The organism is Enterobacter cloacae subsp. cloacae ATCC 13047, from assembly GCF_000025565.1.
Lineage (GTDB): Bacteria > Pseudomonadota > Gammaproteobacteria > Enterobacterales > Enterobacteriaceae > Enterobacter > Enterobacter cloacae.
In genome coordinates, this window is sequence record NC_014121.1 from 2,899,554 (window position 1) to 2,922,671 (window position 23,118).

Sequence of the window (23,118 nt, forward strand, 5' to 3'; positions counted from 1 at the left end):
CTTTAACCCTGCGTCAGTTTTCGGATACGTGCGGCGATGGTCTGCCGCTGCGTTTTAACGCCGATTTTCAGGTAATACTGTTCTGCGGTGGCCAGCAGCTGATCGGCTTTCTGAAGTGTTTCCACATCGTCCACACCCGCAGCTGTTTTCTGGCCATCCTCACCGCGCAGCAGCTGCAACCCGGCGAACTTGTACCATTTCGCTGTCACCTGCTCATGCAGCCGCCACCGGGTGGCCACGTTCTCAAACGTGCGTGAAAAATACGGTTCAATGCTTTCCCCGCGCCCCGCAGACTCCTCCGCCCAGGCCAGCATCGTATCGGCCACGAACGTTGGAAAATTGCTGCGCAGCCGTTCCGGTGTGGCCTGTTGCTGAGTAATAGCGATATCTGCCCATTCCAGCGCCTTATCCAGATCGCCCACGTCAAACAGCCAGATCACGCACCACGCCAGAACCGGATTGGCATACACCTGGCCGCTGGCCAGATACGCTTCCACTGTCGGAACCCATTTCGGCAGCAGAACATTGCGCTTATGCTCAATACGATCAGCAATCAGCGGCAGGCTCCGCACCTGTTCCACGTCTGTTTCCAGCGCCTTAATCAGCAGATGCATGCTTTCCGTGGTGCCAACGGCCAGGCTCTGCTTCAGCTTTTGTTCCATCGCAATGCGCTGGTTATGACGCTGCGCGGGTGAAAGAGACATTGATTAACCCTCCACTGGCTCTGACGGCTTGCCGATGGTCACGGCATTTTCATCAATCGCCGCGTACAGCTCCGGCTCTTCAATCGCGTAGCCTTCATTACGCAGATAGCTGTTTTCGAACTGTTTGCGATCATCTTCAAAGCGCGCTTTACGCTGGCGCGTGTTGCGCTGGGTGTAGATGTGCAGGTTAGAAAGCGGCGTAACCACCATGCGTTTGCCCGGCATGAACGGCGGGATAATCGCCTTACGGCCAGCAATTGTGTTGCCCAGCATCTGCGCCGCGATTTTCTCCGTTGGGCGGTCAGCAGCCTGGAACAGTCGGTACTGTTCAGCGGCCACCAGGTCAGCACCTACCAGCACCACCAGGCGCGGGTCATTGCGGAACTGTGCCGGGATTTTTGCGTTAATCAGATCGGAGGCCATCGCATCCAGCGATTTGTAATCACCCGCCTGATCGAGCACCACCGGATCGGTCATGATTTGCTTGCCGTCCAGCATCGTTTTCATGATTTCATGCCAGCCAATGTTGACATCTTCACCATTTGGGTTGGCTTTAGGGTCTGTGGTTTTGGCGCGGTGTGTACCGTTGAAGCCGATACGCAGCATATCCATGGCAAACGCCTGGGTGCTGAAGGTCTGCACCAGGTTGTAAAACTCGTTTTCTTCCTTCCCGGCGTTCGCCCAGACGGAAAGCAGATCCCAGCGCAGCGCCGCGCAGCTGTCAGTCTCAACCAGCGAGTAAGTATTGCCGTCAACCCCTACCTGACGGACAAAACGGCCTGTTTCGCTGCGCCCGGTATGGAGAACAGACGCGCCCACGTTGACGACCTGGCCACTCAACTGGTCAACGTCCAGCGTGGTGATCCAGTTCAGAAACTCCACGGACTCCAGCATGGCCAGACGCAGCGCTGTTTCCTGCGGGTCATTTAGCGAAAAATAACGGCCAGGGTTTTGCGTGCCAAAATGCTGCGCCATACCCGCCGTATAATTATCCAGTAAATCCCGCGCACGGTTATTCAGTAACATAAGACTCCCTCGCAATTAAGCGATAATAAAATTGTTTTGCTTATTCGCGTTGCGGTTAATTACAGGTAACTAAATTTTCCGGATTTAGACGGAACCTGACGCTGTTTACGCTGACCACCTTTATTGCCCAGTTCGTTAAATCGGGTAACAATTTCTTTGGCGTTATCACGGATAACGGAAAACTCCTCCGTATCCACTACTTCGGTAATAGTATCAACATCGTCCTGCACGGAATTAAGCTGGGTTTCAAGTTTACCCACACGCGCTTCCAGATCGTTCAGAGCGCTCGCCAGCGCCTGCAATTTATCATCAGCAGGTGGATCGTCCTGCGAATTTTCATCTTCAAACTTCGGCTTAATACCAAACAATTTCTGCCAGTTTTTCATCTTCCCTTCCTGCGTAATTTTACCGTTACGGGAAATCACACAACTGTAATATCCCTGTTTATTTAATTTGCGCCGACTAAAACGCAATCGTGTTGTACCTACACTGGCCGGATGGTCTGTTACTGCCAGCCCCATCAGATATGTACGATCCCCTCCGCGCCAGTTCAGCTCCGGCTCTACGGAGAAATACAGCAGCTGGCCTTCGTCGTTTGCGTAAATCAGGCGTTTATTCGGGCACAGACTGACATACAGCCGCGCCAGCCCATCATCACCGTCCTGCCACATCGCCTCCAGCACTTCGCCGAAGTTTCCACATGAATCGTCATGCTCTGGCCATATCAATGCGGCGTAATGGTTAGGATCATAGGTTTCGGCCATGTCGATAATCCATTGCCGTTCCAGCACCCGTCCATCAACCGTATCGCCTTCAGTAGCAACACACAGCCAGCCAGTTTTTAAATGCGACACATATTTCCCCCTCTGTCGATTAACTGTTTCCCTTGCTGTGGAGTTGATTATTGCTAATTAAACACATCCCCGCATTACGCTTTATTCTGAACAGTTCGGTTATAAGTCATTACCGAACAGCCCCGAATTAACCCCGCCGTTTTTTCATCAGCACCACGGCATAATTAAATCTATGGCTAAATACTCAGACGAATTAAGAGGCGTTGTCCGCGCACTTTACCTGCGCCGCTACACGCCTAAAGAAATTGCATCAGAATTAAATCTGCCGAATGCGCGGATCGTTTACTACTGGGCGGAGAAATATAGATGGGCTGACCTGCTCAGTTTCGAAAGCACAGAGGAGGCAATTGAGCGCCGTTACCAGCTGTTAGCATCCCGCGACAATAAAACGGATCTGGATTTAAAAGAAATGGATTTGCTTATTGCTCACGCCACAAAGCTGCGCGCCCAGAGCAATAAGCATAAAGAAAAGCTGGCCTCCAGCCAGGGGGAACGTCAGCCAGCTGCGCGAGGGGATAGCGAGGATGAACCGCGCGGCAAACGCAAGTACAAGAAAAACGATATTTCGTCTCTGACTCAGGAGGATTTTGACACCTGGGCGGAAGAACATCTTTTCGAATATCAGAAACACCTGCGCCGCAATATTGGCCAGCTGGTCAGGAACATCCTGAAAAGTCGCCAGATCGGTGCAACCTGGTACTTTGCGTTTGAGGCGTTCGAAAACGCGGTAATGACGGGCGATCCGCAAATCTTCCTGTCCGCGTCCAAAGCCCAGGCGGAGGTGTTCCGGTCTTACATCGTCAACATTGCCGAACAGTATTTCGGTATCACGCTGACCGGGAACCCGATCCGCTTAAGTAACGGCGCAGAACTGCGTTTTCTGTCGACCAACAAAAACACCGCCCAGTCATACAGTGGCCATCTTTACTGTGATGAATATTTTTGGGTGCCCAACTTCGCAAAACTCAATGAAGTGGCCAGTGCGATGGCCACCCATGACAAATGGCGCACCACCTACTTTTCCACGCCATCGGCCAAAACACACCAGGCGTATCCGTTCTGGACGGGTGAAGAGTGGAAACAGGGCAGCAGGAAACGCGCGGCCATCAAATTTCCGCTGTTCGATGAAATGCGGGACGGTGGCCGGCTCTGTCCGGATGGTCAGTGGCGCTATGTCATCACCATGGAAGATGCCATTGCGGGTGGCTTCAATCTGGCCAACATCGAGAAGCTGCGCAACCGCTACAACACCGCCACGTTCGACATGCTTTACATGTGCGTATTCGTGGACAGCAAGGATTCCGTTTTCAGTTTTTCCGACCTGGAAGCGTGCGGCGTGGAGATGGACACTTGGCAGGATCACGACCCGGACGCAAAACGGCCATTTGGGGACAGGCCAGTATGGGGCGGCTTTGACCCGGCACGCAGCGGCGATTTGTCGTGTTTCGTTATCGTCGCCCCGCCGATGTTTGCCGTGGAAAAATTCCGTGTGCTGAAGGTGATTTACTGGAAGGGCATGAACTTCCGCTACCAGGCAAAGCAGATCGAAAAGCTTTTCGACCAGTACAACTTCACTTATCTGGGCGTGGACGTAACCGGGATCGGCCAGGGGGTGTTTGACAACATCCAGCACTTTGCCATGAAGGTTGTTGTTCCGATTCGCTACGACATGAACACAAAAAACCAGCTGGTACTGAAGGCCGCGGACGTGGTGGAAAGCCAGCGTATCGAGTGGGACAAAAATCTGAAGGAAATCCCCGCCAGCTTCATGTCAGTAAGGCGCACGACCACAAACAGCGGTAACGCCATGACCTTTGTTGCAGACCGCAGCCAGGACACTGGCCACGCAGAGGCATTCTGGGCAATCACCCACGCCCTGCATAACGAGCCACTTAACTACGAAAACAAACCAAAATCCCGCTGGGGTGTAAGGAAACAGGCAGCATGACCAAAAAGAAACGCTTTGTGAAACGCGAGCAACGCGGCGACAAATCAAAAAAATGAGCATTATCAGCTTCGGTAAGCCAGAACCGGTACTGACAACCGGAACCGATTACCGGGAAATCTGGTACGACAACGCCGCCGACCACTACACCCAGCCGATTGACCGCCTGGCGCTGGCGCAGCTTATCAACCTGAATGGCCAGCACGGCGGGATTATCCACGCCCGTAAAAACATGGTGACGGCGGACTATCAGGGCGGCGGCCTGACGTTCGACGAGCTGGAGGCGGCTGTTTTTGATTACCTGACCTTTGGTGATATCGCTGTGGCCAAAATCCGTAATGGCTGGGGAGACGTGATCGGGCTTCAGCCGCTGCCGGGGCTTTACCTCCGCCGACGAAAGGAGAGAGAAAACGCGGAGACTGTGCCAGGGGATTACGTGGTTTTACAGGAAGGCGAGCCGCTGGCATTCCCGCCTGACGATATCATTTTCATCAAGATGTACGACCCGCAGCAGCACATCTATGGTCTGCCGGACTACATCGGCGGCGTTCATTCTGCCCTGCTGAACAGTGAGGCAGTTATTTTTCGCCGTCGCTACTACCACAACGGCGCACACACGGGCGGCATTCTGTATACCCGTGACCCCAGCATGACGGACGAAATGGAGGAGGAGATTGAACAGCAGCTGCGGGACAGCAAGGGGATCGGCAACTTCTCCACCATCCTGGTAAACATCCCTGGCGGCGACGGTGACGCGATCAAGTTTATTGAGATGGGGGACATTTCGGCCAAGGATGAATTTGCGAGCGTGAAGAACATCAGCGCCCAGGACATTCTGAACGCGCACCGCTTTCCGGCCGGGCTTGCAGGTATTGTTCCGCAGAATACTGCCGGGCTGGGCGACCCGGAAAAGATTGAGCGCACCTACAAAAAGAATGAAGTGCTGCCCATTCAGCGCCGCCTGGCGATGGCCATCAACAGCGATCCGGAAATTCCGCGCCACCTGCATTTGAATTTTACTGAAGAAACAACGGTGAAGGGTGCAGCATGAGTCAAAAAAGGCTAAAATCCAGGCATTATTTGACAGCCGGAGAATGGAATATGAGAGTCCTGAAAATTGAATGTCCGGAGTGCGGCTCTAAGGCTGTGATTCGCAAAACTAACCGAAAGCACCGCCAGATTGCAGATATTTACTGCGCATGCGCAGATGTGGAGTGTGGGCACACTTTTGTTATGAATTTGACGTTTTCCCACACTCTCAGCCCCAGCGCTAAAACGGGTGACGCTCTGGTACAAACCTTATTAAAAAATCTGTCACCCAATCAGAAGCAAATGGCTCTGGATTTACTGAAAGCCGCCCCTGCCGCCTGAATCGCCCCCATTATGGGGGTGTTTTTTTTCATACTGATCCAGCTTCCTTCCCAGTTCCTGCGTCATCTCTCCAAGCCAGGCCAGCGCCACATCCTTTTCATCTTCAGAACAGTCAGCGGTTGCCATAAGTTTTGCAACTAAAGCGATCCGTTGAAAGGCAACGGTTTCAAAAAATAAATCCTGCACAGTATCCTCCCACGCAAACAACTGTATAAACATACAGTACACTCAAAAGCATTAATTGTGAATTTTTTTATTCACACCAGTAACAATTTACGTTTTACATATCACACACTTACAGGCTATTACTGCCAGCCTGGCCATTGCTCATCTTCCGGATTGTTCCGTTTCTCCTGCAACCTCCCTTTCCTGTAAATCAGGGCAGATCGGCCAAATTTGAGACCGCCACCCCGCTTCAGAATGTCGATTTCTTCATCCGTTCCGGCAAACCCTCGCTGGTTCAGTTCCAGTTTTAACCGTCTCCGGGTTCCTCCCTCCGTACAGTTATTGACAGAACTCCAAGGGGCGGCGCTGCCGCCAGAAAAACCCGCCTCCGCTGGCGCTTCGGCCAACTTCGCAACCTTCTGCCACTTAACCAGACGGGTGCAAACTTCGGAATCAGGGATCAAAGGCGAATAGATACCCTGCACACGCTGAACATCTTCTGCGTACTCGTTACCCTGTTCAGTGATTTCATAGGCCAGACGCACAACCAGATCGCGACGTGCAACCAGTGCGCCACCCTGCAACTGTGTATAGGCCGCCCAGTCCCCGACATCAGCAGCCGCCAGCACCGCATCCATACGGCTGTCAGTCAGGCGCTGATCTCCCAGGCGGCGCAGCTCACGCCATACAGTCACAGGCGCACCACCAATTTGCTGAAACTGGCGAATCCGCCAGCGGGATGCCCAGGCCGAAACGGATTTGGCCATATCGCGCAGGTTTTCCCCGGTTTCTTCATCCTGCTCGCCATCGAGCGCAAAGCCGTCGATATTTTTTGAGATGTATTTAGCGATATAGCCTGTTGCCGACCCTTTAGCAGGATCGATAGGCTCAACGTGAAAACGCGCTTTAAGCGCGTTGGGTGTCTGTAGCTCTTCTGAATCGGCAATCCTGGCGTGATAGCAAAGAATATCGCGCACCGCCTCAACGTCATGCGGTTGCATAAACAGCAGCATATGCCAGTGCGGTGTCCCGTCGTGGTGTGGCTCGACCACGCGAAAACCAAAAACATGAATACCGGCACGGGAGATCGCCGCGCGTGCTTTTGCCCAGACGTTGCATAAATAACGCTGCGTGTCCCGCGGGCTTAATCCGTTCCACTGAGACACAAAGCCGCCTTTGCTGTGTACCGCGTGATAACGTGAAGGCGCAGTGATTGTGTAAAACTCGCCAGCCAGCTCCTGTTCGTTGGCGATATCTTCAAACCCGCGCATGCGCACCATCAGTTCACAGCGACGAATGGCCGGGTTAGCAACGCTGCGATGTACCATGCTGTCCAGCGCAATACGGTTGCCCTCTTCGTCCATCAGATCAAACTTTTTGAAGAACTCCAGATTTCGTTTCTTCTGGTCTATCCATTCGCCCAGGGTTTTACGTGATACGTAGGCGCTGGCAGATTTCTGCACCTGGCCAACGGCGATGGCCAGATGTTCACGTTGCAGGTCACGGGCACGCTTTAGGCGCTGATACCACCATTCCGGTGCCATGAGACGCAAAATCCCGGACTCCGCTTTTCGGTTTTCCAGGCGGCCTTCATTTGCTTCGTGCTCTGCCCAGTAAGGCGGCTGATTGTTCAGCATGAGGGAAAGCGAGCAAAGATTGCGGTAAGCCTCCAGCGTGCGCTGGTGCATTTCCCTTTCGTCGTTTGGCTTGCCCTTCAGCGTGTCGGTGAAGTCATAGAACATCTGAGCCATCCAGCCAGAGACCTGGCCAGACAGCTTTTTGAGATCGGTACGGTCAAGCGACGGCAAGCGCTGCAATAACTTTCCAAATGGGAGATCGCTTACATCAGCGGCCAGCTGGTAACGCGCAGCCACTTTCCGCAGACGTGGCAATACATTCTCACCGATTGTTTTGCGCAGGAATGTATTGGCACGGCGGCGGCCATCACGGCCAGCAAACAGCTTTTCGTAACGGTTGCCAAAATACCCGGCTAACCAGTCGGGTATCTCATGAAGGAACTGTGAACGCCATTCGTAATCCTGTGGGTTAACAGCCCACAAACGGCGCTCTGTAATTGTCGCATTCGCTGGGGTTCCTGGCGCAAAGGTATCACGCCGCCAGGTATCGACGGCGTGATGCTGGCCAATAGCAGATATTTCAGCCACGGCTAACCCACAATTTCCATAAACCGACAATGAAACCAAGTGCAGCTACGGCAACCACAACTGGCCAAAATAACGCAGCGAAAAATACTAAAACAAAATCCTCTTCGTCAGTGTCTTGAGCGTCAGCCAGCTCCAGAATGGAAAAAAAGATAAAAGCCGCAAATACCGTCAGCGCATACAGCCCGGTCATGGGTTCAGTCATCATTTCGCCATCACTCCAGCGCTGGAAGCTGATGAAACTGGTGATTTCAGGATCAGCTCTGCGGCAGATTTCTGGCTCGCAGCTGCGGCACCAACACTGCGGGGCGCTTTGACTTTCATCGCCTCAAACCCGGCATAAAGGTAATGCACCATTTCCAGATCGCTGTTTGACGCAACAACACTCACGCCCTTTTCAGCAAGACGGCGCAGCTTTCTGGCCAGCCGCCCCTGATCAAGATGTGAAAAACCGCTTTCAGTGTATGAGGTGAAATTTCCTGATTCCGTCAGGTATGGCGGATCGCAATAGACCACATCCCCTGCACGAACCAGCGCAAGCGTTTCGGAGTAATGCGCAGTGATGAACGTTGCACGCTTTGCCTTTTCAGCAAATGCCCGGACTTCTTTAAGCGGGAAATAGTTTGTTTTGTACTTCCCGAAAGGGACATTGAACTGGCCACGGCGGTTGTAACGGCAAAGCCCGTTAAAGCCGTGGCGGTTCAGGTACATGAAACGGGCAGCGGCTTCAACGCTTTCAGCCCCAAGCGCCTTTCCAGACAAATTGAACGCGTCCCGGACGGCATAGTAAAAAATAGCGCGGCTCTCCTGCTCACCCAACGCCCCGGCAGAAAACAGGGCTTCAAGCTCCATGAGAAATGCGTCGGTGTTGTAGGCCATCGCCTTGTACAGATTGACTAAATCCGGGTTCAGGTCAGCGATCAGGTATTCGTCATAGTCCGTATTCATCATGACGGCGCAGGAACCCGCGAACGGTTCAACCAGGCGCTTGCCTTCCGGCAAGTGGTCACGCAGCTGCGGCATGAGGCGGACTTTGCTGCCCACCCATTTAAGAGGCGTTTTTACTGCCATGCTGCACCGCCTTTACTGCAAATGGCTGCAGCTTCTTCACGGATCAGCTCTACGATTTCGGCAGCGCTCAAACCTTCGTTCGCGGCATACGCGGCCAGCTTATCCAGACGGGCAGAACACAGATCGGCGGAGGCCGCTTTACCTTCCTCAGTAGCTTTTGCCAGCATTGCCAGCAGGTCAGTACCGGATTGGTTGACGGGTAAAAACATGCGTGTTGTTTGCATTTTGGTTTCCTCAGGGCAAAAGAATCCCCGGCCACCGCAGGGATGGCCAAAAATTCAGGCAGTTAATTAGTGGAAAGAGACGGTAACGGGCGCGGCTGAGTAGCTCGGCGCGGGTATCTGGTGCAGCTCGTAGGTATTGCGCCACCACTCCTGGATCAGCGCTTTGACTTCCCCAGCGCCCAATGACCCGGCGATGTAATACATGGAACGAATGCTGGCCAGCGCTTCAACCTGTTGGTACTGGCTTTCCGCTTCACGATAAACACAGCACCAGTACGCAACATTCACGGCCAGCCAGTGGCGTTTGTTTGTCATGTGCTCGGTGTCGTTAAAGAAAAACGGATGTAAGGCCACACGGCCATTTTTAACGGTGCTTTTCTCCAGAAAGAGAATGGCGTAATTGTGTGGAACGCCCCACGCAGCCAGCTCCTGTCCCAGTTCTTTGGCGTTTACAGAGATGATGGACATTAATGATTCTCCTGCTGTTGCATCTTATGAACGATATGAGGCGCGATAATCATCTGCACGCCATTACTGCTGTGGATCGGATGTGCCTTTTTCACCTGGCGGTTAGCGCTGCGCTTTGAAAAATCGCTGTCGCTCAGACTCCCGAACCCTTCAAACGTCAGACGCGCCCTGGATATGCCCTGGCGCAGCTGAATCATTGCCCGGTAGTCCAGGCGTTCGAATAACTCTGACCAGTAGCATTTGCTCAGATGGGCTTTGAAAACGTCCATTCCGGAAGCAACTGCGGCCGCATGTAAAACAACCCCGCGCCATTCTGGTGTTAATTTGTCCCACCATTCGGCGGCTTCGCTTTTCTCACTCCAGTATTTACGGCGGATATTCCCCAGCCACTTCAGGCCAATTTCCTGCTGCTTTTCGCTAATGGCCATAACGCCTCCTGATAATCCCGAACAAACGAAACCACCATGGACGACGAGACGAACGGGCATTGAATTTGTACTGGTGGCCAGGGTTCCAGCGCTGTCCGTTTGGCAGTTCAAGCCAACCAGTTGACCCGCTGGCCAGCTGCATGGCCGGAGATTCTTTTTTCAGGTAGGTAACGAACGCTTTCATGGTTATCCCTCACATCATGCCGCTGGCGCTGGTAGTCACGATATCGACGGCAGCAGCAAGAACCGGCGCAGACTGGAGGCGGCTTTCAACGGTGTAAGCCAGAACGGAAAGGGAACGGATGGCATCACGGGCACGATCAAGAATTTGTGTGCGGCGTGCGGCGGTCATGTGCTCAGTTGATACAGCTTCCCCAGCGATCGCACCCACATTTGCAGTGGCACTCAACGCGCAAAATTGCATGTTGGCTTCAGTGGCGTTATTGACCGGAACGGACGGAAGGCAGTTAATCTGCCCCAGCATCCCATCCAGCAGACGGGCATCTTCCGTGTAATCGGTGATAGCCAGCAGCTCGTCACAGGTAAGGCGGTGTGGTTGAATCGGGTTCAACTTATTGCGCAGGATCTGCGGACGCATACCAACGGCAGCGGCCACATCTTCCAGATTGTGCGACAGCGCAAACGCTCGGCAAGCTGCATCAAAATGTGCATGTTTGGAAGTTTGGTAATCAAACATAGTCAGCACCCTCTCAGCGTTTCAAAATCGAATCAGTTAAGTACGATGTTGCAACCCGCGAGGGCGTCTATGGTCAGAGCCGCGATATTAATCATGACTTTTTCACGCCCCATATCTTTGCGAAGGCGGTGACGTGGTAAGCGGCCATCTTTCAGCATTGCTTCAACGGTATCTTCCGGTAAACCAGTGAGTTCGATGTACTTCTCTTTTGAGATAGAAGGGACGGGCAGATTGATTGAAATGTTAGTGGTCATAGTGCAAGATTCCTCGTTTGAGTCTTAAACCGTAGCTAGCGGTGACAAGTATTAATAACTCCATTTCCGTACTTCAAGCGGAAGGCTAATGCTTCAAATGGAGTTAGTCAACAATTAAAACTCCAAAGGCGTAATTATGGACTTCAATAGAGGCGGGCAGGAGGTAATCAAGCGATTACTAATTGCTTATGGATTCAAGACAAGACAGGCGCTTTGCGAACAGCTTGGCGCATCAACTAGCACAATGAGCACAAGATGGATGAGGGATATTTTTCCCGCAGACTGGGTTATTCAGTGCGCGATGGAAACAGGCGCTTCGCTTGAATGGCTCTCCTTTGGGAAGGGCGAAGCCTTCCAGAACGGAGCGGAAAACTCTCCAAATGAGTATAAAAAGACGGCCAACGACAACGCCATGGGTGATGTGGTCGCGGTTCCTCGTAAGAAAATCATTGATGGGAATCTGTACGAATCCAATTTTTATATGCTCGATAAGGCAATGCTTCCCTCTCACCTCAGCAAGCCGGTAATCATCCTTGATGACGAAATCCCGTACGTCGCAGACATGAAAACTGACGAACTATCGGATGGAACATGGGTTGTTGAAATTGAGGGAAAAACAAGCATTAAAGAGCTGACCCGTATTCCTGTTGGCAGGGTGCTTGTAGCCCCAATATCTGGCGGCCAATCTTTTGAATGTGGGATCAATGACCTTAAGCCATTAGCTAAATGCCACTATTACCTAATGTCGAATGTTTAATGGTGCGAACATCAAACATTGACACTGTATAAATAAACAGTAAATCATACCCCCATAGCAAGTAATAAGGGGTATTGAATGGCTATTCGGAAACTTGAAACGGGCAAATGGCTCTGTGAATGCTACCCTGCCGGACGTTCCGGGCGCAGGGTTCGAAAGCAATTTGCAACAAAAGGTGAGGCAATGGCCTTTGAGCGCCACACGATGGATGAGGCCGCGGCCAAACCGTGGCTGGGTGATGTTGCTGATCGGCGCTCTTTAAAAGATATTGTTAACCTCTGGTATAAACTGCACGGCATTTCGCTTTCTGCTGGCGAACACGTATACGAAAAGCTACTGCTGATCGTGGACGCACTAGGAAATCCTCTGGCTACATCGCTCACCCCAAAAATGTTTGCTCACTACCGCGATAAACGCCTAACGGGAGAGATATATTTCAGTGAGAAATGGAAGAATGGCGCTAGCCCTGTCACGGTAAATCTTGAACAAAGTTATTTAAGCGGTGCCTTTAGTGAACTGATTCGCTTGGGCGAATGGCTTCAGCCAAACCCTCTTGAAAACATGCGTAAGTTTACTATTGCTGAAAAGGAAATGGCCTGGCTGACACATGATCAGATTGCAGAACTTCTGTATGACTGCCAGCGCCAAAATAAGCTGTTGACGCTGGTTGTGAAGATTTGCCTCAGTACTGGGGCAAGATGGAGAGAGGCAGTCAATCTGACAAGGTCGCAGGTAACGAAGTACCGCATCACGTTCACCAGAACAAAGGGAAAGAAAAACAGAAGCATCCCTATCAGCAAGGAGCTATATGAAGAAATCACCGCGCTGAAGGGGTTCAAGTTTTTTGATGACTACTATTTTCAATTTGCATCAGTGATGGATAAAACTTCTATCATCTTGCCGCGTGGCCAGCTAACGCATGTTCTTCGCCATACCTTTGCAGCTCACTTTATGATGTCCGGGGGAAACATACTCGCTCTGCAAAAAATACTGGGACACCACGATATAAAGATGACTATGCGTTATGCCCACCTCGCGCCAGATCACCTTGAAACTGCGTTAAGGTTTAACCCCCTAGCTACTATGCACAATGGCGACAAAATGGCGGCAGCGGTTGCCACTCCCTGACCTTTACTACCCCTAACTACTATTTTAACTTATTGATTTTAAAGTAAGTGATTGTTTTTTCTAACCCATTTATATAAATGGGTTTTTTGTTGCCTGAAATTCTCTGCTCCATCATCCCCCCTCTTCCCTCCCCCGCCTCAAACATATATGATTAAACAAATATGTATTAACTATCCGCAGGGTTCAACCATGCTCCACCCGCTCCAGCTTTTCAAAACCCTCTCCGACGAAACGCGGCTCTCTATCGTCATGCTTCTGCGTGAAGCCGGTGAGCTATGCGTCTGCGATCTCTGTTCCGCAACCACGGAGTCACAGCCGAAAGTCTCGCGCCATATGGCCTTACTTCGCGAATCCGGGCTGGTTATCGACCGTCGTGAGGGGAAGTGGGTCTATTACCGTTTGTCTCCGAACATGCCTGCTTGGGCAGCTACCGTCATCGATAACAGCTGGAATTGCCTGCGGGAAGAAACGCGTGCAAGGCTAAAGAATAGCCTTCCTGGATCATGTTAAACACATTCATAGAAACAGATATAACGGAGTAAACGATGTTTCTGGCAGGGGCAATTTTTCTGTTTACGCTGGTACTGGTCATCTGGCAGCCCAAAGGGCTCAGTATCGGCTGGAGCGCGACGATTGGCGCCGGGCTGGCGCTGGCCAGCGGCGTGATCCACCTTAACGATATTCCGGTGGTGTGGAATATCGTCTGGAATGCCACGGCGACGTTTATCGCCGTTATTATCATCAGCCTGCTGCTGGATGAGTCCGGCTTTTTCGAGTGGGCAGCGCTGCATGTCGCCCGCTGGGGAAACGGTCGGGGGCGTTTGCTCTTTACTTATATCGTGCTGCTGGGTGCGGCCGTCGCGGCGCTGTTTGCCAATGACGGTGCAGCGTTGATCCTGACACCTATCGTCATCGCCATGCTGCTGGCGCTGGGGTTCAGCAAGCAGGCCACGCTGGCGTTTGTGATGGCGGCAGGTTTTATCGCCGATACCGCCAGCCTGCCGCTGATTGTCTCGAACCTGGTCAACATTGTGTCGGCAGACTTCTTTAAGCTGGGGTTCAGCGAATACGCCTCGGTGATGATCCCGGTTGATATCGCCGCGATTGCTGCCACGCTGGTGATGCTGCATCTGTTCTTTCGCAAGGAAATTCCACCGGAATATGATCTTGCGAAACTCCAGGAGCCCGCCCGGGCCATTCACGATCTCCCGACGTTCAGAACAGGCTGGATAGTGCTACTGCTTCTTCTCGTCGGCTTCTTTGTGCTTGAGCCTCTCGGCATTCCGGTCAGCGCCATTGCAACAGCTGGTGCGCTGATTTTATTCGCCGTTGCAAAACGCGGACACGCGATTAATACCGGAAAAGTGCTGCGCGGCGCACCGTGGCAGATCGTCATCTTCTCACTGGGGATGTATCTGGTGGTCTACGGTTTGCGTAACGCCGGGTTAACCGAATACCTTTCAGGCGTGCTGAATGCGCTGTCCACCCACGGTTTATGGGTGACCACCCTCGGAACCGGGTTCATCACCGCCTTCCTGTCATCCATAATGAACAATATGCCCACGGTGCTGATTGGCGCACTCTCTATTGATGGCAGCACGGCAACAGGATTGATTAAAGAAGCGATGATTTATGCCAACGTGATTGGCTGCGATCTGGGGCCAAAAATCACGCCTATCGGTAGTCTCGCCACCCTGCTCTGGCTCCACGTGCTGGCGCAAAAAAACATGACCATTACCTGGGGCTACTATTTCCGGACGGGCATCATCATGACGCTGCCGGTTCTGTTTGTGACGCTCGCCGCGCTGGCGTTACGTCTCTCCTTCACACTGTAATGAGCCACTGATATGACCAACATCACCATTTACCACAACCCCGCCTGCGGCACCTCGCGCAACACGCTGGAGATGATCCGCAACAGCGGCACCGAGCCAGAGATCATTCTCTATCTGGAAAATCCGCCGTCACGCGATGAACTGATCAAACTGATTGCCGACATGGGCATTTCGGTGCGGGCGCTGCTGCGTACAAACGTGGAGCCCTATGAGCAACTGGGCCTGGCAGAAGAGACATTCACTGACGACCAGCTTATCGGTTTTATGCTGCAACACCCGATCCTGATTAACCGTCCGATTGTGGTGACGCCGCTGGGCACCCGCCTGTGCCGCCCGTCTGAAGTGGTCCTCGATATTCTGCCGGATGCGCAGAAAGGGGCATTTACGAAAGAGGACGGTGAAGCCGTCGTGGATGCCAGCGGGAAAAAAATCACCCAGAAATAGAGGCGGGCCTGCAGGCTAGCGGTCCCTCTCGCCTGCAATCCTTCCTACCATCGCCCGGATCTCCTCGCGCGTCAGCGGCGCTCTGTCGGTGACAAAGTGCAGCGTCATTCCTTCGATAAAGGCGTCCAGCGCGCGGGTGGTGACCGGGTCAAACCACTGCTCAAGCGTCGTCTGGCTCATCTGCATCCAGTCCTGCATTACTGTTTTCAGCGCCGCGCTGCGGTGCATAAAAGTATAGAGCTGGTACATCAGCGCCATGTTGTGCGGCGTCGTCACCTGCGAGCTGTGGATCAGCGTGGTGATGGATTCACACGCCATCTCCGGGCTGGTTACCCCCGCGAAGAAATCACGGTACTGCTGCGACATCTGCCGGGTAAACCACGTGAAAGCCTCTTCCAGCAGCGACTCCATGCCCTCAAAATAGTAGGTCATCGACCCCAGCGGAACGCCGGCACAGCTGGCGATTTTACGGTGCGTGACGGCATGGATACCGTGCTCAGCAATGGTGTCCAGCGTCGCCTGCAGGATCTTCTCCCGGCGATGCGGGTCGTTTGGTGGTCTGCTCATACATGCCTCATCTGATTTGTGTACAAATGTACACAAACTTGCTAGTGTTGTCGCTATTGTTGTGCTTCTGGTGCTTATCTCAATGACTCTGACCTCATCCCGTAAGGCCCTGCGGTTGCGCATGTGGGCGCTTTTCATGTTCTTCTTTATTCCGGGTCTGCTGATGGCGTCCTGGGCCACGCGTACCCCGGCAATCCGCGATATTTTGTCGGTCTCCACCGCGGAGATGGGCATTGTGCTGTTTGGCCTGTCGATAGGCTCAATGAGCGGTATTCTCTGCTCGGCGTGGCTGGTGAAGCGCTTTGGTACCCGGGCGGTGATCCGCACCACCATGTGCTGCGCAATACTGGGGATGCTGGTGCTCAGCGTAGCGCTGTGGTATGCCTCGCCGGTCATGTTTGCCCTGGGTCTGTTGATCTTTGGCGGCAGCTTTGGCGCGGCGGAAGTGGCCATTAACGTTGAAGGGGCTGCGGTCGAGCGCGAGATGAATAAAACCGTGCTGCCAATGATGCATGGCTTTTACAGCCTTGGCACGCTGGCCGGTGCGGGCGTGGGCATGGCGCTGACGGCCTCCGGCGTGAGCGCGAATCTGCATATCCTGCTGGCCGCGCTGATCTCTGTTGTGCCGGTGCTGACCGGCATCCGCGCCATTCCGGACGGCACGGGCAAAAACACCTCTGATGAACACAAAACGGCGGAAAAAGGGCTGCCGTTCTACCGTGATTTCCAACTGATGCTGATCGGCGTGGTGGTGCTGGCGATGGCGTTTGCTGAAGGCTCCGCCAACGACTGGCTGCCGCTGCTGATGGTAGACGGACATGGGTTTAGCCCGACCTCTGGCTCGCTGATCTACGCCGGGTTTACGCTGGGGATGACCGTCGGACGCTTTACCGGCGGCTGGTTTATTGACCGCTACAGCCGCGTGGCGGTGGTGCGCGCCAGCGCCCTGCTCGGCGGACTGGGCATTGCGATGATCATCTTCGTGGATGTGGACTGGATTGCCGGCGTATCGGTGATCCTCTGGGGACTGGGTGCCTCACTTGGCTTCCCGTTGACCATCTCCGCCGCCAGCGATACCGGCCCGGATGCCCCGACGCGCGTCAGCGTGGTGGCAACCACAGGCTATCTGGCCTTCCTGGTCGGGCCGCCGCTGCTGGGCTTCCTGGGTGAGCACTACGGGCTGCGCAGCGCCATGCTGGTGGTGTTAGGGTTGGTCATGATTGCGGCGCTGGTGGCGCGCGCCGTGGCGAAGCCGGAAAAAGAACAAACGACACTGGAGAAGGGATATGAGCGTTAAACTGATTGCAGTCGACATGGATGGCACCTTCCTGAGCGACGCGAAAACCTACAATCGCGAACGTTTTCTGGCGCAGTATGCGCGCATGAAGGAGCAAGGTATTCGCTTTGTGGTGGCCAGCGGTAACCAGTATTACCAGTTGATCTCCTTCTTCCCGGAGATTGCGCATGAGATTGCGTTTGTCGCCGAAAACGGCGGCTGGGTGGTCAGCGCCGGGGAAGATGTTTTTAACGGTGAACTGTCGAAAACGCACTTCGACACCGTTGCTGCCGTGCTAAACGACGTTCCCGGCATTGAGATTATCGCCTGCGGCAAAGGCAGTGCCTATACGCTCAAAGCCTATGACGATGAGTTCAAAGCTATCGCCGCGAAGTACTATCATCGCCTCGAAATGGTAAGTGATTTCGACAACCTGAACGATATTTTCTTTAAGTTCGGACTCAACGTTTCTGATGATGAAATCCCGCGCATTCAGGCCATGCTGCACGAAAAACTCAACGACATTATGGTGCCCGTCACGACCGGCCACGGCAGTATTGACCTGATTATCCCCGGCGTGCATAAAGCCAACGGCCTGCGGATCCTGCAACAGCGCTGGGGCATTGACAACAGCGAGGTGGTGGCTTTCGGTGACAGCGGGAACGACGTGGAGATGCTGCGCCAGTCAGGCTTCAGCTTTGCGATGGCGAATGCCAGACCGCATATTAAGGCAGCGGCGCGGTTTGAAGCGCCGCATAATAACGAGGAAGGCGTACTGGATGTGATTGATAAGGTGCTCAACAGAGAAGCACCGTTTAATTGATTCCGTGCGCTCTGGTGCCCTCACCCTGCCCCTCTCCCACCGGGAGAGGGAATAAGAATTATGGCTGCAGGGCGTTCCCGACGCGTTTGTCTTTCAGGAACATCACCATCAGGATAACCCACAGCACGCCGTTGGCGAGGTTAAACAGGCTGAACAGACCGTTGCCGCCGAGCGCATAAGCGTGTTTGCTCACCTCGATCCCGACGGTAAAAATCAGCATCTGCAGCATCCCCATCGCCGCCGAAACGGTGCCTTTACTCATCTCGCTGGCAAACAGCGTCAGACGCACCAGCCCGGCGTTCGCCACGCCAATACCGAAGGCGTAAATACTCAATCCCGCCGTCATCCACAGATAGGCATGAGATGATACCACCGTCGCCACCGCGGCCACGGTAAGGCCCGCCGCAATCGGCCAGCCGCCCATGATGATGAGCGAGCGCACCGTGCGTCGTGATGTCAGACGCGCCAGCACCAGGTTACCGATAATCAGTGCGCCAAAAATCGGCACCTGCAGCAGCCCGTACTCGTAGCTGCTGAGCTGTTCACCGCTGATGATAATGACCGGTGACTGGGCGATCCACGCCAGTAGCGGCAGGCTAACAAAGCCCGTCGCCAGCGCGCCTGCCACAAAGCGGCCGTTTTTCAGCACCGCTTTATAATCCCGTCCCAGCTCTTTCAGCGACAGCGTCTCACCCAGTCGGGTGGCCGTTTCCGGCATTGCGCGGTGCAGGCCAAAGAACGCGATGGCGGCCAGCACGGCGAAGAGCACAAACATGCCTTCCCACGGTGCCACATGCACCCACGCGGCGCCCACCAGCGGCCCCAGCAACGGAGCAATCAGCGCCACGTTCGCCATCAGCGCGGTGATTTTGATACACACCGCCTCCTCAAAGGACTCCTGAATGGCGGCATACCCCACGGCACCGATAAAGCACAGGCTTACCCCCTGCAGGAAACGCAGCAGGGTGAACTGTTCAATGTTTTGCGCCAGCAGCGTGGCGAGACAGGTCACGATAAACCACACCACGCCCGTCAGCATCACCGGACGGCGGCCAATACGATCCGACAGCGGCCCTAACAGCCACTGTAAAAACATGCCGCCAGCCAGATAGGCGGTCATAGAGGTCGGCACCCATTCAATACCTGCGTTGTATTGCGCCACCACGGCCAGCATGCCGGGCTGAATCATATCGTTGCCGATATAGGTAGAGAACTCGTAAAGCACCAGACACAGAGGGAAAAGTAACGCCTGACGACCCAGACGCGTACCCGAAGAAGAACGGTTTAACATGCAATCTCTTTATGATGAAAAAATCGCGATGAGTGTAATGAATTGCCGCTGTCTGAGATAGCAAATTATCCAGAAGAAACAGAAATAAAGCATTTATCGTCGTTGTTTAAGGTTTCCTTAAGTTGACACCAATATGATAGCCATATTTCACGCTGCCAACCAACTCTATGACCCGCATATCCCCTCGTTCAGAATTGTCTAAGTTACAGACAAATAAGACAAAACAACTTTACCGCCTGCCTGTGCGCTTTTATGGTTATCAGCTTTTAGTGCTGATCGCCCTTGCCGTGGTATTTACCTGGCTTTCTCGCGGCGAAACGCTTGATAAATGGATCACTGGCTTTTGGTATGACGCGGCAACACACCGTTTCCCGCTGCAGAAAAACCCGCTGCTGGATCTGCTGAACCACCGGCTGGCGAAGTACATCGCCATTGCCATGGCGGTGGGTGCGTTGTTTTACGGTGCCTGGAAGCGCAATGCGAGACTGGTCACTGCCGCACTGCTGATGGGGCTTGGCACGCTGGTGGTTGGCGTGCTGAAAAGCCTGAGCCATCACAGCTGCCCGTGGGATCTGGTGGAGTATGGCGGTAAAGCCGTCTCTTACCCCCTGTTCAGTTCCGCTCCGGCAGACAGCGGTCCTGGCCGCTGCTTCCCCGGCGGCCATGCGTCCAGCGGCTTTATGGTGATGGGTCTGTTCTTTGCCTTCTGGCGCGAGCGTCCGCGTCTCGCCTGGAGCTTTGTGGCCTTCGGCGTGGTGTTAGGTCTGGCGATGGGCTTTGGTCAGGTCATGCGCGGGGCGCATTTTTTCTCTCACAACCTGTGGGCTGGGTGGTGGGTCTGGTTTTCCCAGGTAGCGGTCTACGGCCTCGTTTCTGCCTGGTTTGCTAAAGAGTAAAAACGCTATGTTAGAGAATCTGAATTACCAGCTGTTTTATCTGATCAACGCCACCCCGGCCTCGCCTGAGTGGATGATCGATTTGGCCACTTTCCTGGCAAAAGATCTGATCAGTATTGTGCCTGTGCTGGCGGCCATCCTCTGGCTGTGGGGACCGCGCAGCCAGGTCAACGCGCAGCGTCAGCTGGTGATCAAAGTGGCGATGACGCTGGGGGTCAGCGTGCTGGTCAGCTATGTTCTGGGTCTCGCCTTCCCGCACGATCGTCCTTTTGTCGAACACGTCGGCTATACCTTCCTGCACCACGCGCCGGATGACTCGTTCCCAAGCGATCACGGTACGGTGATCTTTGCTTTTGCGCTGGCCTTCCTGTTCTGGCATCGCCTGTGGTCAGGTGCGCTGCTGATGGCCATTGCGGTCTCCATTGCCTGGTCTCGCGTGTATCTGGGCGTACACTGGCCGCTGGATATGGTAGGCGGCTTCCTGGTGGGGCTGATCGGCTGCGTCAGCGCGGCGATCCTGTGGAACCTCTTCGGGCTGGCGCTGTATCGCGGACTCTCGTCTCTCTATCGCACCCTTTTCGCTATCCCGATCCGCAAAGGCTGGATACGTGACTAACCCCGGTATGACAGGTTACACTTGAGCCCCCGCCCTGCGGGGGCTCACTTTTTCATCCTGAGGATCTATGGAAACACGCCGCGATGACCGCATAGCTCAGTTGATACAGGCGCTGAAGCGCAGTGATAAGCTTCATCTTAAGGAAGCCGCTACCCTCCTCGGCGTTTCAGAGATGACCATTCGCCGTGACCTGAACAGCGAGAGCGCGCCCGTCGTGCTGCTGGGCGGCTATATTGTGCTGGAGCCACGTAGCGCCAGTCATTATCTGATCAGCGATCAAAAGACACGCCTGGTTGAAGAGAAACGCAAAGCCGCCCGTCTGGCGGCCTCTCTGGTGCAACCGCACCAGACGCTGTTTTTTGACTGCGGCACTACCACGCCGTGGATAATCGAAGCCATCGACAGCAGCATCCCCTTTACCGCCGTGTGCTACTCGCTGAACACCTTCCTGGCCCTTCAGGAGAAACCCGAGTGTCGGGTGATCCTCTGCGGCGGTGAGTTCCACGCCAGCAACGCCATTTTTAAACCGCTCAATCTTCAGGACACGCTCAGCAATTTGTGCCCGGATATCGCGTTTTACTCCGCGGCGGGCGTGAGTACCCGTCAGGGGGCGACCTGTTTTAACCTGGAAGAGCTGCCGGTAAAACACTGGGCGTTAAGCGCCGCGCAGTACCATGTGCTGGTGGTGGATCACAGCAAGTTCGGCAAGGTGCGTCCGGCACGGATGGGCGAGCTGGCACAGTTCAATGCCATCGTCAGCGATTGCCGCCCGGATGAAGAATACGTGACCTACGCGAAGGCGCAGCAGGTGAAGTTGATGTATTGAGAGGGGGGCGGTCTGATGCCTCACCCCGGCCCTCTCCCACTGGGAGAGGGTGAAAAAGCTGGAAGACTTAACTAAACCAGCTGCCAAACCAGCTATGGAATTTCATCATCACGAAGTCCCACATCCGGCTGAAGAAGCCGCCCTCTTCGACCGCTTCCATCACAATCAGCGGACGCTGTTCAATCGACTTACCGTTTAACTGGAAATCAATCGTCCCGACCACCTGGCCTTTTTTCAGCGGCGCGGTGAGCTGCGGATCGGTCAGGGTATAGCTCGCTTTCAGGTTTTTCAGCTGACCACGTGGAATGGTCACCGACCCGGCTTCACCGGCCCCCAGGTTCACTTCACTCTTGTCACCAAACCAGACGCGCTGGCTGACGAACGTGGCATCCGGTTTAATCGGCGTCACGGTTTCAAAGAAGCGGAAGCCCCAGGTCAGCAGTTTTTCTGACTCGTTAAAACGAATACGGTCGGTTTTGGTGCCCAACACCACCGAGATCAGACGCATGTCACCCTGGGTCGCGGAGGCCACCAGGTTATAACCCGCCCCGGCCGTGGTGCCGGTTTTCATCCCGTCAACGTTGACGTTGCTGCTCCACAGCAGACGGTTGCGGTTCGGCTGGCGGATTTTATTAAAGGTAAACTCTTTCTCTTTGTGGATGGCATATTCGTCCGGCACATCGTGGATGAGCGCCTTGCCGAGCAGCGCCATATCGCGCGCGGTACTGAACTGGCCCGGCGCATCCAGACCGTGGACGGTTTTAAAGGTGGTGTTGGTCAGACCCAGCTTTTGCGCATAGCCGTTCATCAGGCCAATAAACGAGTCCTGGCTTCCCGCAACATAATCTGCCAGGGCGATACAGGCATCGTTGCCGGACTGGATAATCACCCCTTTATTCAGATCGGAAACGGAAACCTGATCGCCCGGTTTCAGGAACATTACCGATGACCCGCGCAGCGCCGGGTTGCCGGTCGCCCAGGCGTCCTTCCCGATGGTGACCATATCGTCGAGCTTGATCTTACCCGCCTTCAACGCCTGGCCAACCACGTAGCTGGTCATGATTTTGGTCAGGCTGGCCGGGTCGAGTTTCTCATCCGCATTGCCTTCCGCCAGCACTTTACCGCTGGAGTAATCCATCAGGATCCAGGCACGCGCATCTACCGGCGGCGCTTCGGGCGCAGCCTGCTCAGCCGCATAGAGAGTTGGTACAAACAGGAAAAGGAGCGCGGAGCCTGCCGCCAGGCTGCGCAGAGAAGTCATTTTTCGCGTCATAAATGCCACCCGAGTGT

General features: G+C 54.1%; 28 protein-coding genes and 1 pseudogene. 13 read left to right on the plus strand and 16 right to left on the minus strand.

Annotated elements, in window-relative coordinates; genetic code table 11:
* Positions 1 to 2 precede the first annotated feature (2 nt).
* The 3 genes from gpM to ECL_RS13995 are packed head-to-tail and all read right to left on the minus strand — an operon-like array spanning position 3 to position 2,584.
* The gene (gene gpM, locus ECL_RS13985) at positions 3 to 704 is read right to left on the minus strand and encodes a phage terminase small subunit (RefSeq protein ID WP_013097397.1); all 702 of its coding nucleotides are present in this window, start codon (positions 702 to 704) and stop codon (positions 3 to 5) included.
* A gap of 3 nt (positions 705 to 707) precedes the next feature.
* Positions 708 to 1,730 (minus strand): phage major capsid protein, P2 family, encoded by a 1,023-nt coding sequence (locus tag ECL_RS13990; RefSeq protein ID WP_013097398.1) that lies wholly within the window; start codon positions 1,728 to 1,730, stop codon positions 708 to 710.
* A 59-nt stretch (positions 1,731 to 1,789) separates the two neighbouring features.
* Positions 1,790 to 2,584, minus strand: a complete 795-nt coding sequence (locus tag ECL_RS13995) for a GPO family capsid scaffolding protein (protein WP_013097399.1) — start codon at positions 2,582 to 2,584, stop codon at positions 1,790 to 1,792.
* 172 nt (positions 2,585 to 2,756) lie between these two features.
* Between ECL_RS13995 and ECL_RS14000 the strand changes: the two genes are divergently transcribed.
* The 3 genes and pseudogenes from ECL_RS14000 to ECL_RS14010 all read left to right on the plus strand — a co-directional run bounded on the left by ECL_RS14000 (position 2,757) and on the right by ECL_RS14010 (position 5,900).
* Positions 2,757 to 4,532: a terminase large subunit domain-containing protein gene (locus tag ECL_RS14000; protein ID WP_013097400.1), complete on the plus strand. Its 1,776-nt coding sequence runs from the start codon at positions 2,757 to 2,759 to the stop codon at positions 4,530 to 4,532.
* A pseudogene (locus tag ECL_RS14005) lies at positions 4,529 to 5,580 on the plus strand (phage portal protein). Before ECL_RS14000 ends, ECL_RS14005 begins: the two are co-directional and overlap by 4 nt.
* Positions 5,577 to 5,900 (plus strand): Ogr/Delta-like zinc finger protein, encoded by a 324-nt coding sequence (locus ECL_RS14010; RefSeq protein ID WP_044158755.1) that lies wholly within the window; start codon positions 5,577 to 5,579, stop codon positions 5,898 to 5,900. The pseudogene ECL_RS14005 and the gene ECL_RS14010 overlap by 4 nt, the downstream one beginning before the upstream one ends.
* Here the strand turns inward: ECL_RS14010 and ECL_RS14015 are convergent.
* The 10 genes from ECL_RS14015 to ECL_RS14060 form a co-directional block, all read right to left on the minus strand.
* Positions 5,874 to 6,086 carry a hypothetical protein gene (locus tag ECL_RS14015; RefSeq protein ID WP_013097403.1) on the minus strand — a complete coding sequence of 71 codons (213 nt, stop codon included), beginning with the start codon at positions 6,084 to 6,086 and terminating at the stop codon, positions 5,874 to 5,876. The two genes, ECL_RS14010 and ECL_RS14015, sit on opposite strands and share 27 nt — an antisense overlap.
* Before the next feature lie 119 nt (positions 6,087 to 6,205).
* Positions 6,206 to 8,230 carry a replication endonuclease gene (locus ECL_RS14020; protein WP_013097404.1) on the minus strand — a complete coding sequence of 675 codons (2,025 nt, stop codon included), beginning with the start codon at positions 8,228 to 8,230 and terminating at the stop codon, positions 6,206 to 6,208.
* The gene (locus ECL_RS14025; RefSeq protein ID WP_013097405.1) at positions 8,223 to 8,435 is read right to left on the minus strand and encodes a hypothetical protein; all 213 of its coding nucleotides are present in this window, start codon (positions 8,433 to 8,435) and stop codon (positions 8,223 to 8,225) included. The genes ECL_RS14020 and ECL_RS14025 overlap by 8 nt, the downstream gene beginning before the upstream one ends.
* Positions 8,432 to 9,298 (minus strand): DNA adenine methylase, encoded by an 867-nt coding sequence (locus ECL_RS14030; RefSeq protein ID WP_013097406.1) that lies wholly within the window; start codon positions 9,296 to 9,298, stop codon positions 8,432 to 8,434. Before ECL_RS14030 ends, ECL_RS14025 begins: the two co-directional genes overlap by 4 nt.
* Positions 9,289 to 9,522 (minus strand): DUF2732 family protein, encoded by a 234-nt coding sequence (locus ECL_RS14035; protein ID WP_013097407.1) that lies wholly within the window; start codon positions 9,520 to 9,522, stop codon positions 9,289 to 9,291. Before ECL_RS14035 ends, ECL_RS14030 begins: the two co-directional genes overlap by 10 nt.
* A 66-nt stretch (positions 9,523 to 9,588) precedes the next feature.
* Positions 9,589 to 9,990, minus strand: coding sequence for a hypothetical protein (locus ECL_RS14040; protein ID WP_013097408.1), 402 nt, complete (start codon positions 9,988 to 9,990; stop codon positions 9,589 to 9,591).
* Positions 9,990 to 10,418 (minus strand): hypothetical protein, encoded by a 429-nt coding sequence (locus ECL_RS14045; RefSeq protein ID WP_013097409.1) that lies wholly within the window; start codon positions 10,416 to 10,418, stop codon positions 9,990 to 9,992. The genes ECL_RS14040 and ECL_RS14045 overlap by 1 nt, the downstream gene beginning before the upstream one ends.
* Positions 10,408 to 10,602: a phage filamentation protein Fil family protein gene (locus ECL_RS14050; protein ID WP_013097410.1), complete on the minus strand. Its 195-nt coding sequence runs from the start codon at positions 10,600 to 10,602 to the stop codon at positions 10,408 to 10,410. Before ECL_RS14050 ends, ECL_RS14045 begins: the two co-directional genes overlap by 11 nt.
* 9 nt (positions 10,603 to 10,611) lie before the next feature.
* Positions 10,612 to 11,115: a phage regulatory CII family protein gene (locus ECL_RS14055; protein WP_013097411.1), complete on the minus strand. Its 504-nt coding sequence runs from the start codon at positions 11,113 to 11,115 to the stop codon at positions 10,612 to 10,614.
* Between the two features lie 32 nt (positions 11,116 to 11,147).
* Positions 11,148 to 11,369, minus strand: a complete 222-nt coding sequence (locus ECL_RS14060) for a hypothetical protein (RefSeq protein ID WP_013097412.1) — start codon at positions 11,367 to 11,369, stop codon at positions 11,148 to 11,150.
* A 136-nt stretch (positions 11,370 to 11,505) separates the two neighbouring features.
* On the opposite strand from ECL_RS14060, the gene ECL_RS14065 reads away from it, so the two are divergent.
* The 5 genes from ECL_RS14065 (at position 11,506) to arsC (ending at position 15,533) form a co-directional block, all read left to right on the plus strand.
* Positions 11,506 to 12,126, plus strand: coding sequence for a phage repressor protein CI (locus tag ECL_RS14065; RefSeq protein WP_044158758.1), 621 nt, complete (start codon positions 11,506 to 11,508; stop codon positions 12,124 to 12,126).
* Positions 12,127 to 12,204: 78 nt separating this feature from the next.
* The gene (locus ECL_RS14070) at positions 12,205 to 13,254 is read left to right on the plus strand and encodes a phage integrase (protein ID WP_013097414.1); all 1,050 of its coding nucleotides are present in this window, start codon (positions 12,205 to 12,207) and stop codon (positions 13,252 to 13,254) included.
* Between the two features lie 189 nt (positions 13,255 to 13,443).
* Positions 13,444 to 13,764, plus strand: coding sequence for a metalloregulator ArsR/SmtB family transcription factor (locus ECL_RS14075; protein WP_044158760.1), 321 nt, complete (start codon positions 13,444 to 13,446; stop codon positions 13,762 to 13,764).
* Between the two features lie 35 nt (positions 13,765 to 13,799).
* Complete coding sequence (locus ECL_RS14080) at positions 13,800 to 15,089, plus strand: arsenical efflux pump membrane protein ArsB (RefSeq protein WP_013097417.1); 1,290 nt, start codon at positions 13,800 to 13,802, stop codon at positions 15,087 to 15,089.
* Positions 15,090 to 15,101: 12 nt separating this feature from the next.
* On the plus strand, positions 15,102 to 15,533 hold the full coding sequence (gene arsC, locus ECL_RS14085) for a glutaredoxin-dependent arsenate reductase (protein ID WP_013097418.1): 432 nt from the start codon (positions 15,102 to 15,104) through the stop codon (positions 15,531 to 15,533).
* 15 nt (positions 15,534 to 15,548) lie between these two features.
* Here the strand turns inward: arsC and ECL_RS14090 are convergent, their stop codons facing one another.
* The gene (locus tag ECL_RS14090) at positions 15,549 to 16,100 is read right to left on the minus strand and encodes a TetR/AcrR family transcriptional regulator (protein WP_013097419.1); all 552 of its coding nucleotides are present in this window, start codon (positions 16,098 to 16,100) and stop codon (positions 15,549 to 15,551) included.
* An 82-nt stretch (positions 16,101 to 16,182) separates the two neighbouring features.
* Between ECL_RS14090 and ECL_RS14095 the strand changes: the two genes are divergently transcribed.
* Positions 16,183 to 17,397 (plus strand): MFS transporter, encoded by a 1,215-nt coding sequence (locus ECL_RS14095; RefSeq protein ID WP_023620242.1) that lies wholly within the window; start codon positions 16,183 to 16,185, stop codon positions 17,395 to 17,397.
* A complete protein-coding gene (locus tag ECL_RS14100) occupies positions 17,387 to 18,199 on the plus strand; it encodes a Cof-type HAD-IIB family hydrolase (protein WP_013097421.1) in 813 nt (270 codons plus the stop codon). Before ECL_RS14095 ends, ECL_RS14100 begins: the two co-directional genes overlap by 11 nt.
* A gap of 58 nt (positions 18,200 to 18,257) precedes the next feature.
* Here the strand turns inward: ECL_RS14100 and ECL_RS14105 are convergent, their stop codons facing one another.
* On the minus strand, positions 18,258 to 19,490 hold the full coding sequence (locus tag ECL_RS14105) for an MFS transporter (protein WP_013097422.1): 1,233 nt from the start codon (positions 19,488 to 19,490) through the stop codon (positions 18,258 to 18,260).
* Between the two features lie 167 nt (positions 19,491 to 19,657).
* Between ECL_RS14105 and ECL_RS14110 the strand changes: the two genes are divergently transcribed.
* From ECL_RS14110 to deoR, 3 genes are all read left to right on the plus strand, one after another.
* Positions 19,658 to 20,386 carry a phosphatase PAP2 family protein gene (locus ECL_RS14110; RefSeq protein WP_029882876.1) on the plus strand — a complete coding sequence of 243 codons (729 nt, stop codon included), beginning with the start codon at positions 19,658 to 19,660 and terminating at the stop codon, positions 20,384 to 20,386.
* 7 nt (positions 20,387 to 20,393) lie between these two features.
* Complete coding sequence (ybjG, locus tag ECL_RS14115) at positions 20,394 to 21,002, plus strand: undecaprenyl-diphosphate phosphatase (RefSeq protein ID WP_013097424.1); 609 nt, start codon at positions 20,394 to 20,396, stop codon at positions 21,000 to 21,002.
* 67 nt (positions 21,003 to 21,069) lie between these two features.
* A complete protein-coding gene (gene deoR, locus ECL_RS14120; RefSeq protein WP_013097425.1) occupies positions 21,070 to 21,828 on the plus strand; it encodes a DNA-binding transcriptional repressor DeoR in 759 nt (252 codons plus the stop codon).
* 67 nt (positions 21,829 to 21,895) lie between these two features.
* Here deoR and dacC read toward each other — a convergent pair whose 3' ends face one another.
* Positions 21,896 to 23,101, minus strand: coding sequence for a serine-type D-Ala-D-Ala carboxypeptidase (gene dacC, locus ECL_RS14125; RefSeq protein WP_040020720.1), 1,206 nt, complete (start codon positions 23,099 to 23,101; stop codon positions 21,896 to 21,898).
* Positions 23,102 to 23,118 lie beyond the last annotated feature (17 nt).

Bases quoted from the DNA above. Each gene is read 5' to 3' on its own strand.
- gpM (WP_013097397.1), bottom strand. From the start codon at position 704: ATGTCTCTTTCACCCGCGCAGCGTCATAACCAGCGCATTGCGATGGAA.
- ECL_RS13990 (WP_013097398.1), bottom strand. From the start codon at position 1,730: ATGTTACTGAATAACCGTGCGCGGGATTTACTGGATAATTATACGGCG.
- ECL_RS14000 (WP_013097400.1), top strand. From the start codon at position 2,757: ATGGCTAAATACTCAGACGAATTAAGAGGCGTTGTCCGCGCACTTTAC.
- ECL_RS14010 (WP_044158755.1), top strand. From the start codon at position 5,577: ATGAGTCAAAAAAGGCTAAAATCCAGGCATTATTTGACAGCCGGAGAA.
- ECL_RS14025 (WP_013097405.1), bottom strand. From the start codon at position 8,435: ATGATGACTGAACCCATGACCGGGCTGTATGCGCTGACGGTATTTGCG.
- ECL_RS14030 (WP_013097406.1), bottom strand. From the start codon at position 9,298: ATGGCAGTAAAAACGCCTCTTAAATGGGTGGGCAGCAAAGTCCGCCTC.
- ECL_RS14035 (WP_013097407.1), bottom strand. From the start codon at position 9,522: ATGCAAACAACACGCATGTTTTTACCCGTCAACCAATCCGGTACTGAC.
- ECL_RS14040 (WP_013097408.1), bottom strand. From the start codon at position 9,990: ATGTCCATCATCTCTGTAAACGCCAAAGAACTGGGACAGGAGCTGGCT.
- ECL_RS14045 (WP_013097409.1), bottom strand. From the start codon at position 10,418: ATGGCCATTAGCGAAAAGCAGCAGGAAATTGGCCTGAAGTGGCTGGGG.
- ECL_RS14050 (WP_013097410.1), bottom strand. From the start codon at position 10,602: ATGAAAGCGTTCGTTACCTACCTGAAAAAAGAATCTCCGGCCATGCAG.
- ECL_RS14055 (WP_013097411.1), bottom strand. From the start codon at position 11,115: ATGTTTGATTACCAAACTTCCAAACATGCACATTTTGATGCAGCTTGC.
- ECL_RS14060 (WP_013097412.1), bottom strand. From the start codon at position 11,369: ATGACCACTAACATTTCAATCAATCTGCCCGTCCCTTCTATCTCAAAA.
- ECL_RS14065 (WP_044158758.1), top strand. From the start codon at position 11,506: ATGGACTTCAATAGAGGCGGGCAGGAGGTAATCAAGCGATTACTAATT.
- ECL_RS14070 (WP_013097414.1), top strand. From the start codon at position 12,205: ATGGCTATTCGGAAACTTGAAACGGGCAAATGGCTCTGTGAATGCTAC.
- ECL_RS14075 (WP_044158760.1), top strand. From the start codon at position 13,444: ATGCTCCACCCGCTCCAGCTTTTCAAAACCCTCTCCGACGAAACGCGG.
- ECL_RS14080 (WP_013097417.1), top strand. From the start codon at position 13,800: ATGTTTCTGGCAGGGGCAATTTTTCTGTTTACGCTGGTACTGGTCATC.
- arsC (WP_013097418.1), top strand. From the start codon at position 15,102: ATGACCAACATCACCATTTACCACAACCCCGCCTGCGGCACCTCGCGC.
- ECL_RS14090 (WP_013097419.1), bottom strand. From the start codon at position 16,100: ATGAGCAGACCACCAAACGACCCGCATCGCCGGGAGAAGATCCTGCAG.
- ECL_RS14095 (WP_023620242.1), top strand. From the start codon at position 16,183: ATGACTCTGACCTCATCCCGTAAGGCCCTGCGGTTGCGCATGTGGGCG.
- ECL_RS14100 (WP_013097421.1), top strand. From the start codon at position 17,387: ATGAGCGTTAAACTGATTGCAGTCGACATGGATGGCACCTTCCTGAGC.
- ECL_RS14105 (WP_013097422.1), bottom strand. From the start codon at position 19,490: ATGTTAAACCGTTCTTCTTCGGGTACGCGTCTGGGTCGTCAGGCGTTA.
- ECL_RS14110 (WP_029882876.1), top strand. From the start codon at position 19,658: ATGACCCGCATATCCCCTCGTTCAGAATTGTCTAAGTTACAGACAAAT.
- ybjG (WP_013097424.1), top strand. From the start codon at position 20,394: ATGTTAGAGAATCTGAATTACCAGCTGTTTTATCTGATCAACGCCACC.
- deoR (WP_013097425.1), top strand. From the start codon at position 21,070: ATGGAAACACGCCGCGATGACCGCATAGCTCAGTTGATACAGGCGCTG.
- dacC (WP_040020720.1), bottom strand. From the start codon at position 23,101: ATGACGCGAAAAATGACTTCTCTGCGCAGCCTGGCGGCAGGCTCCGCG.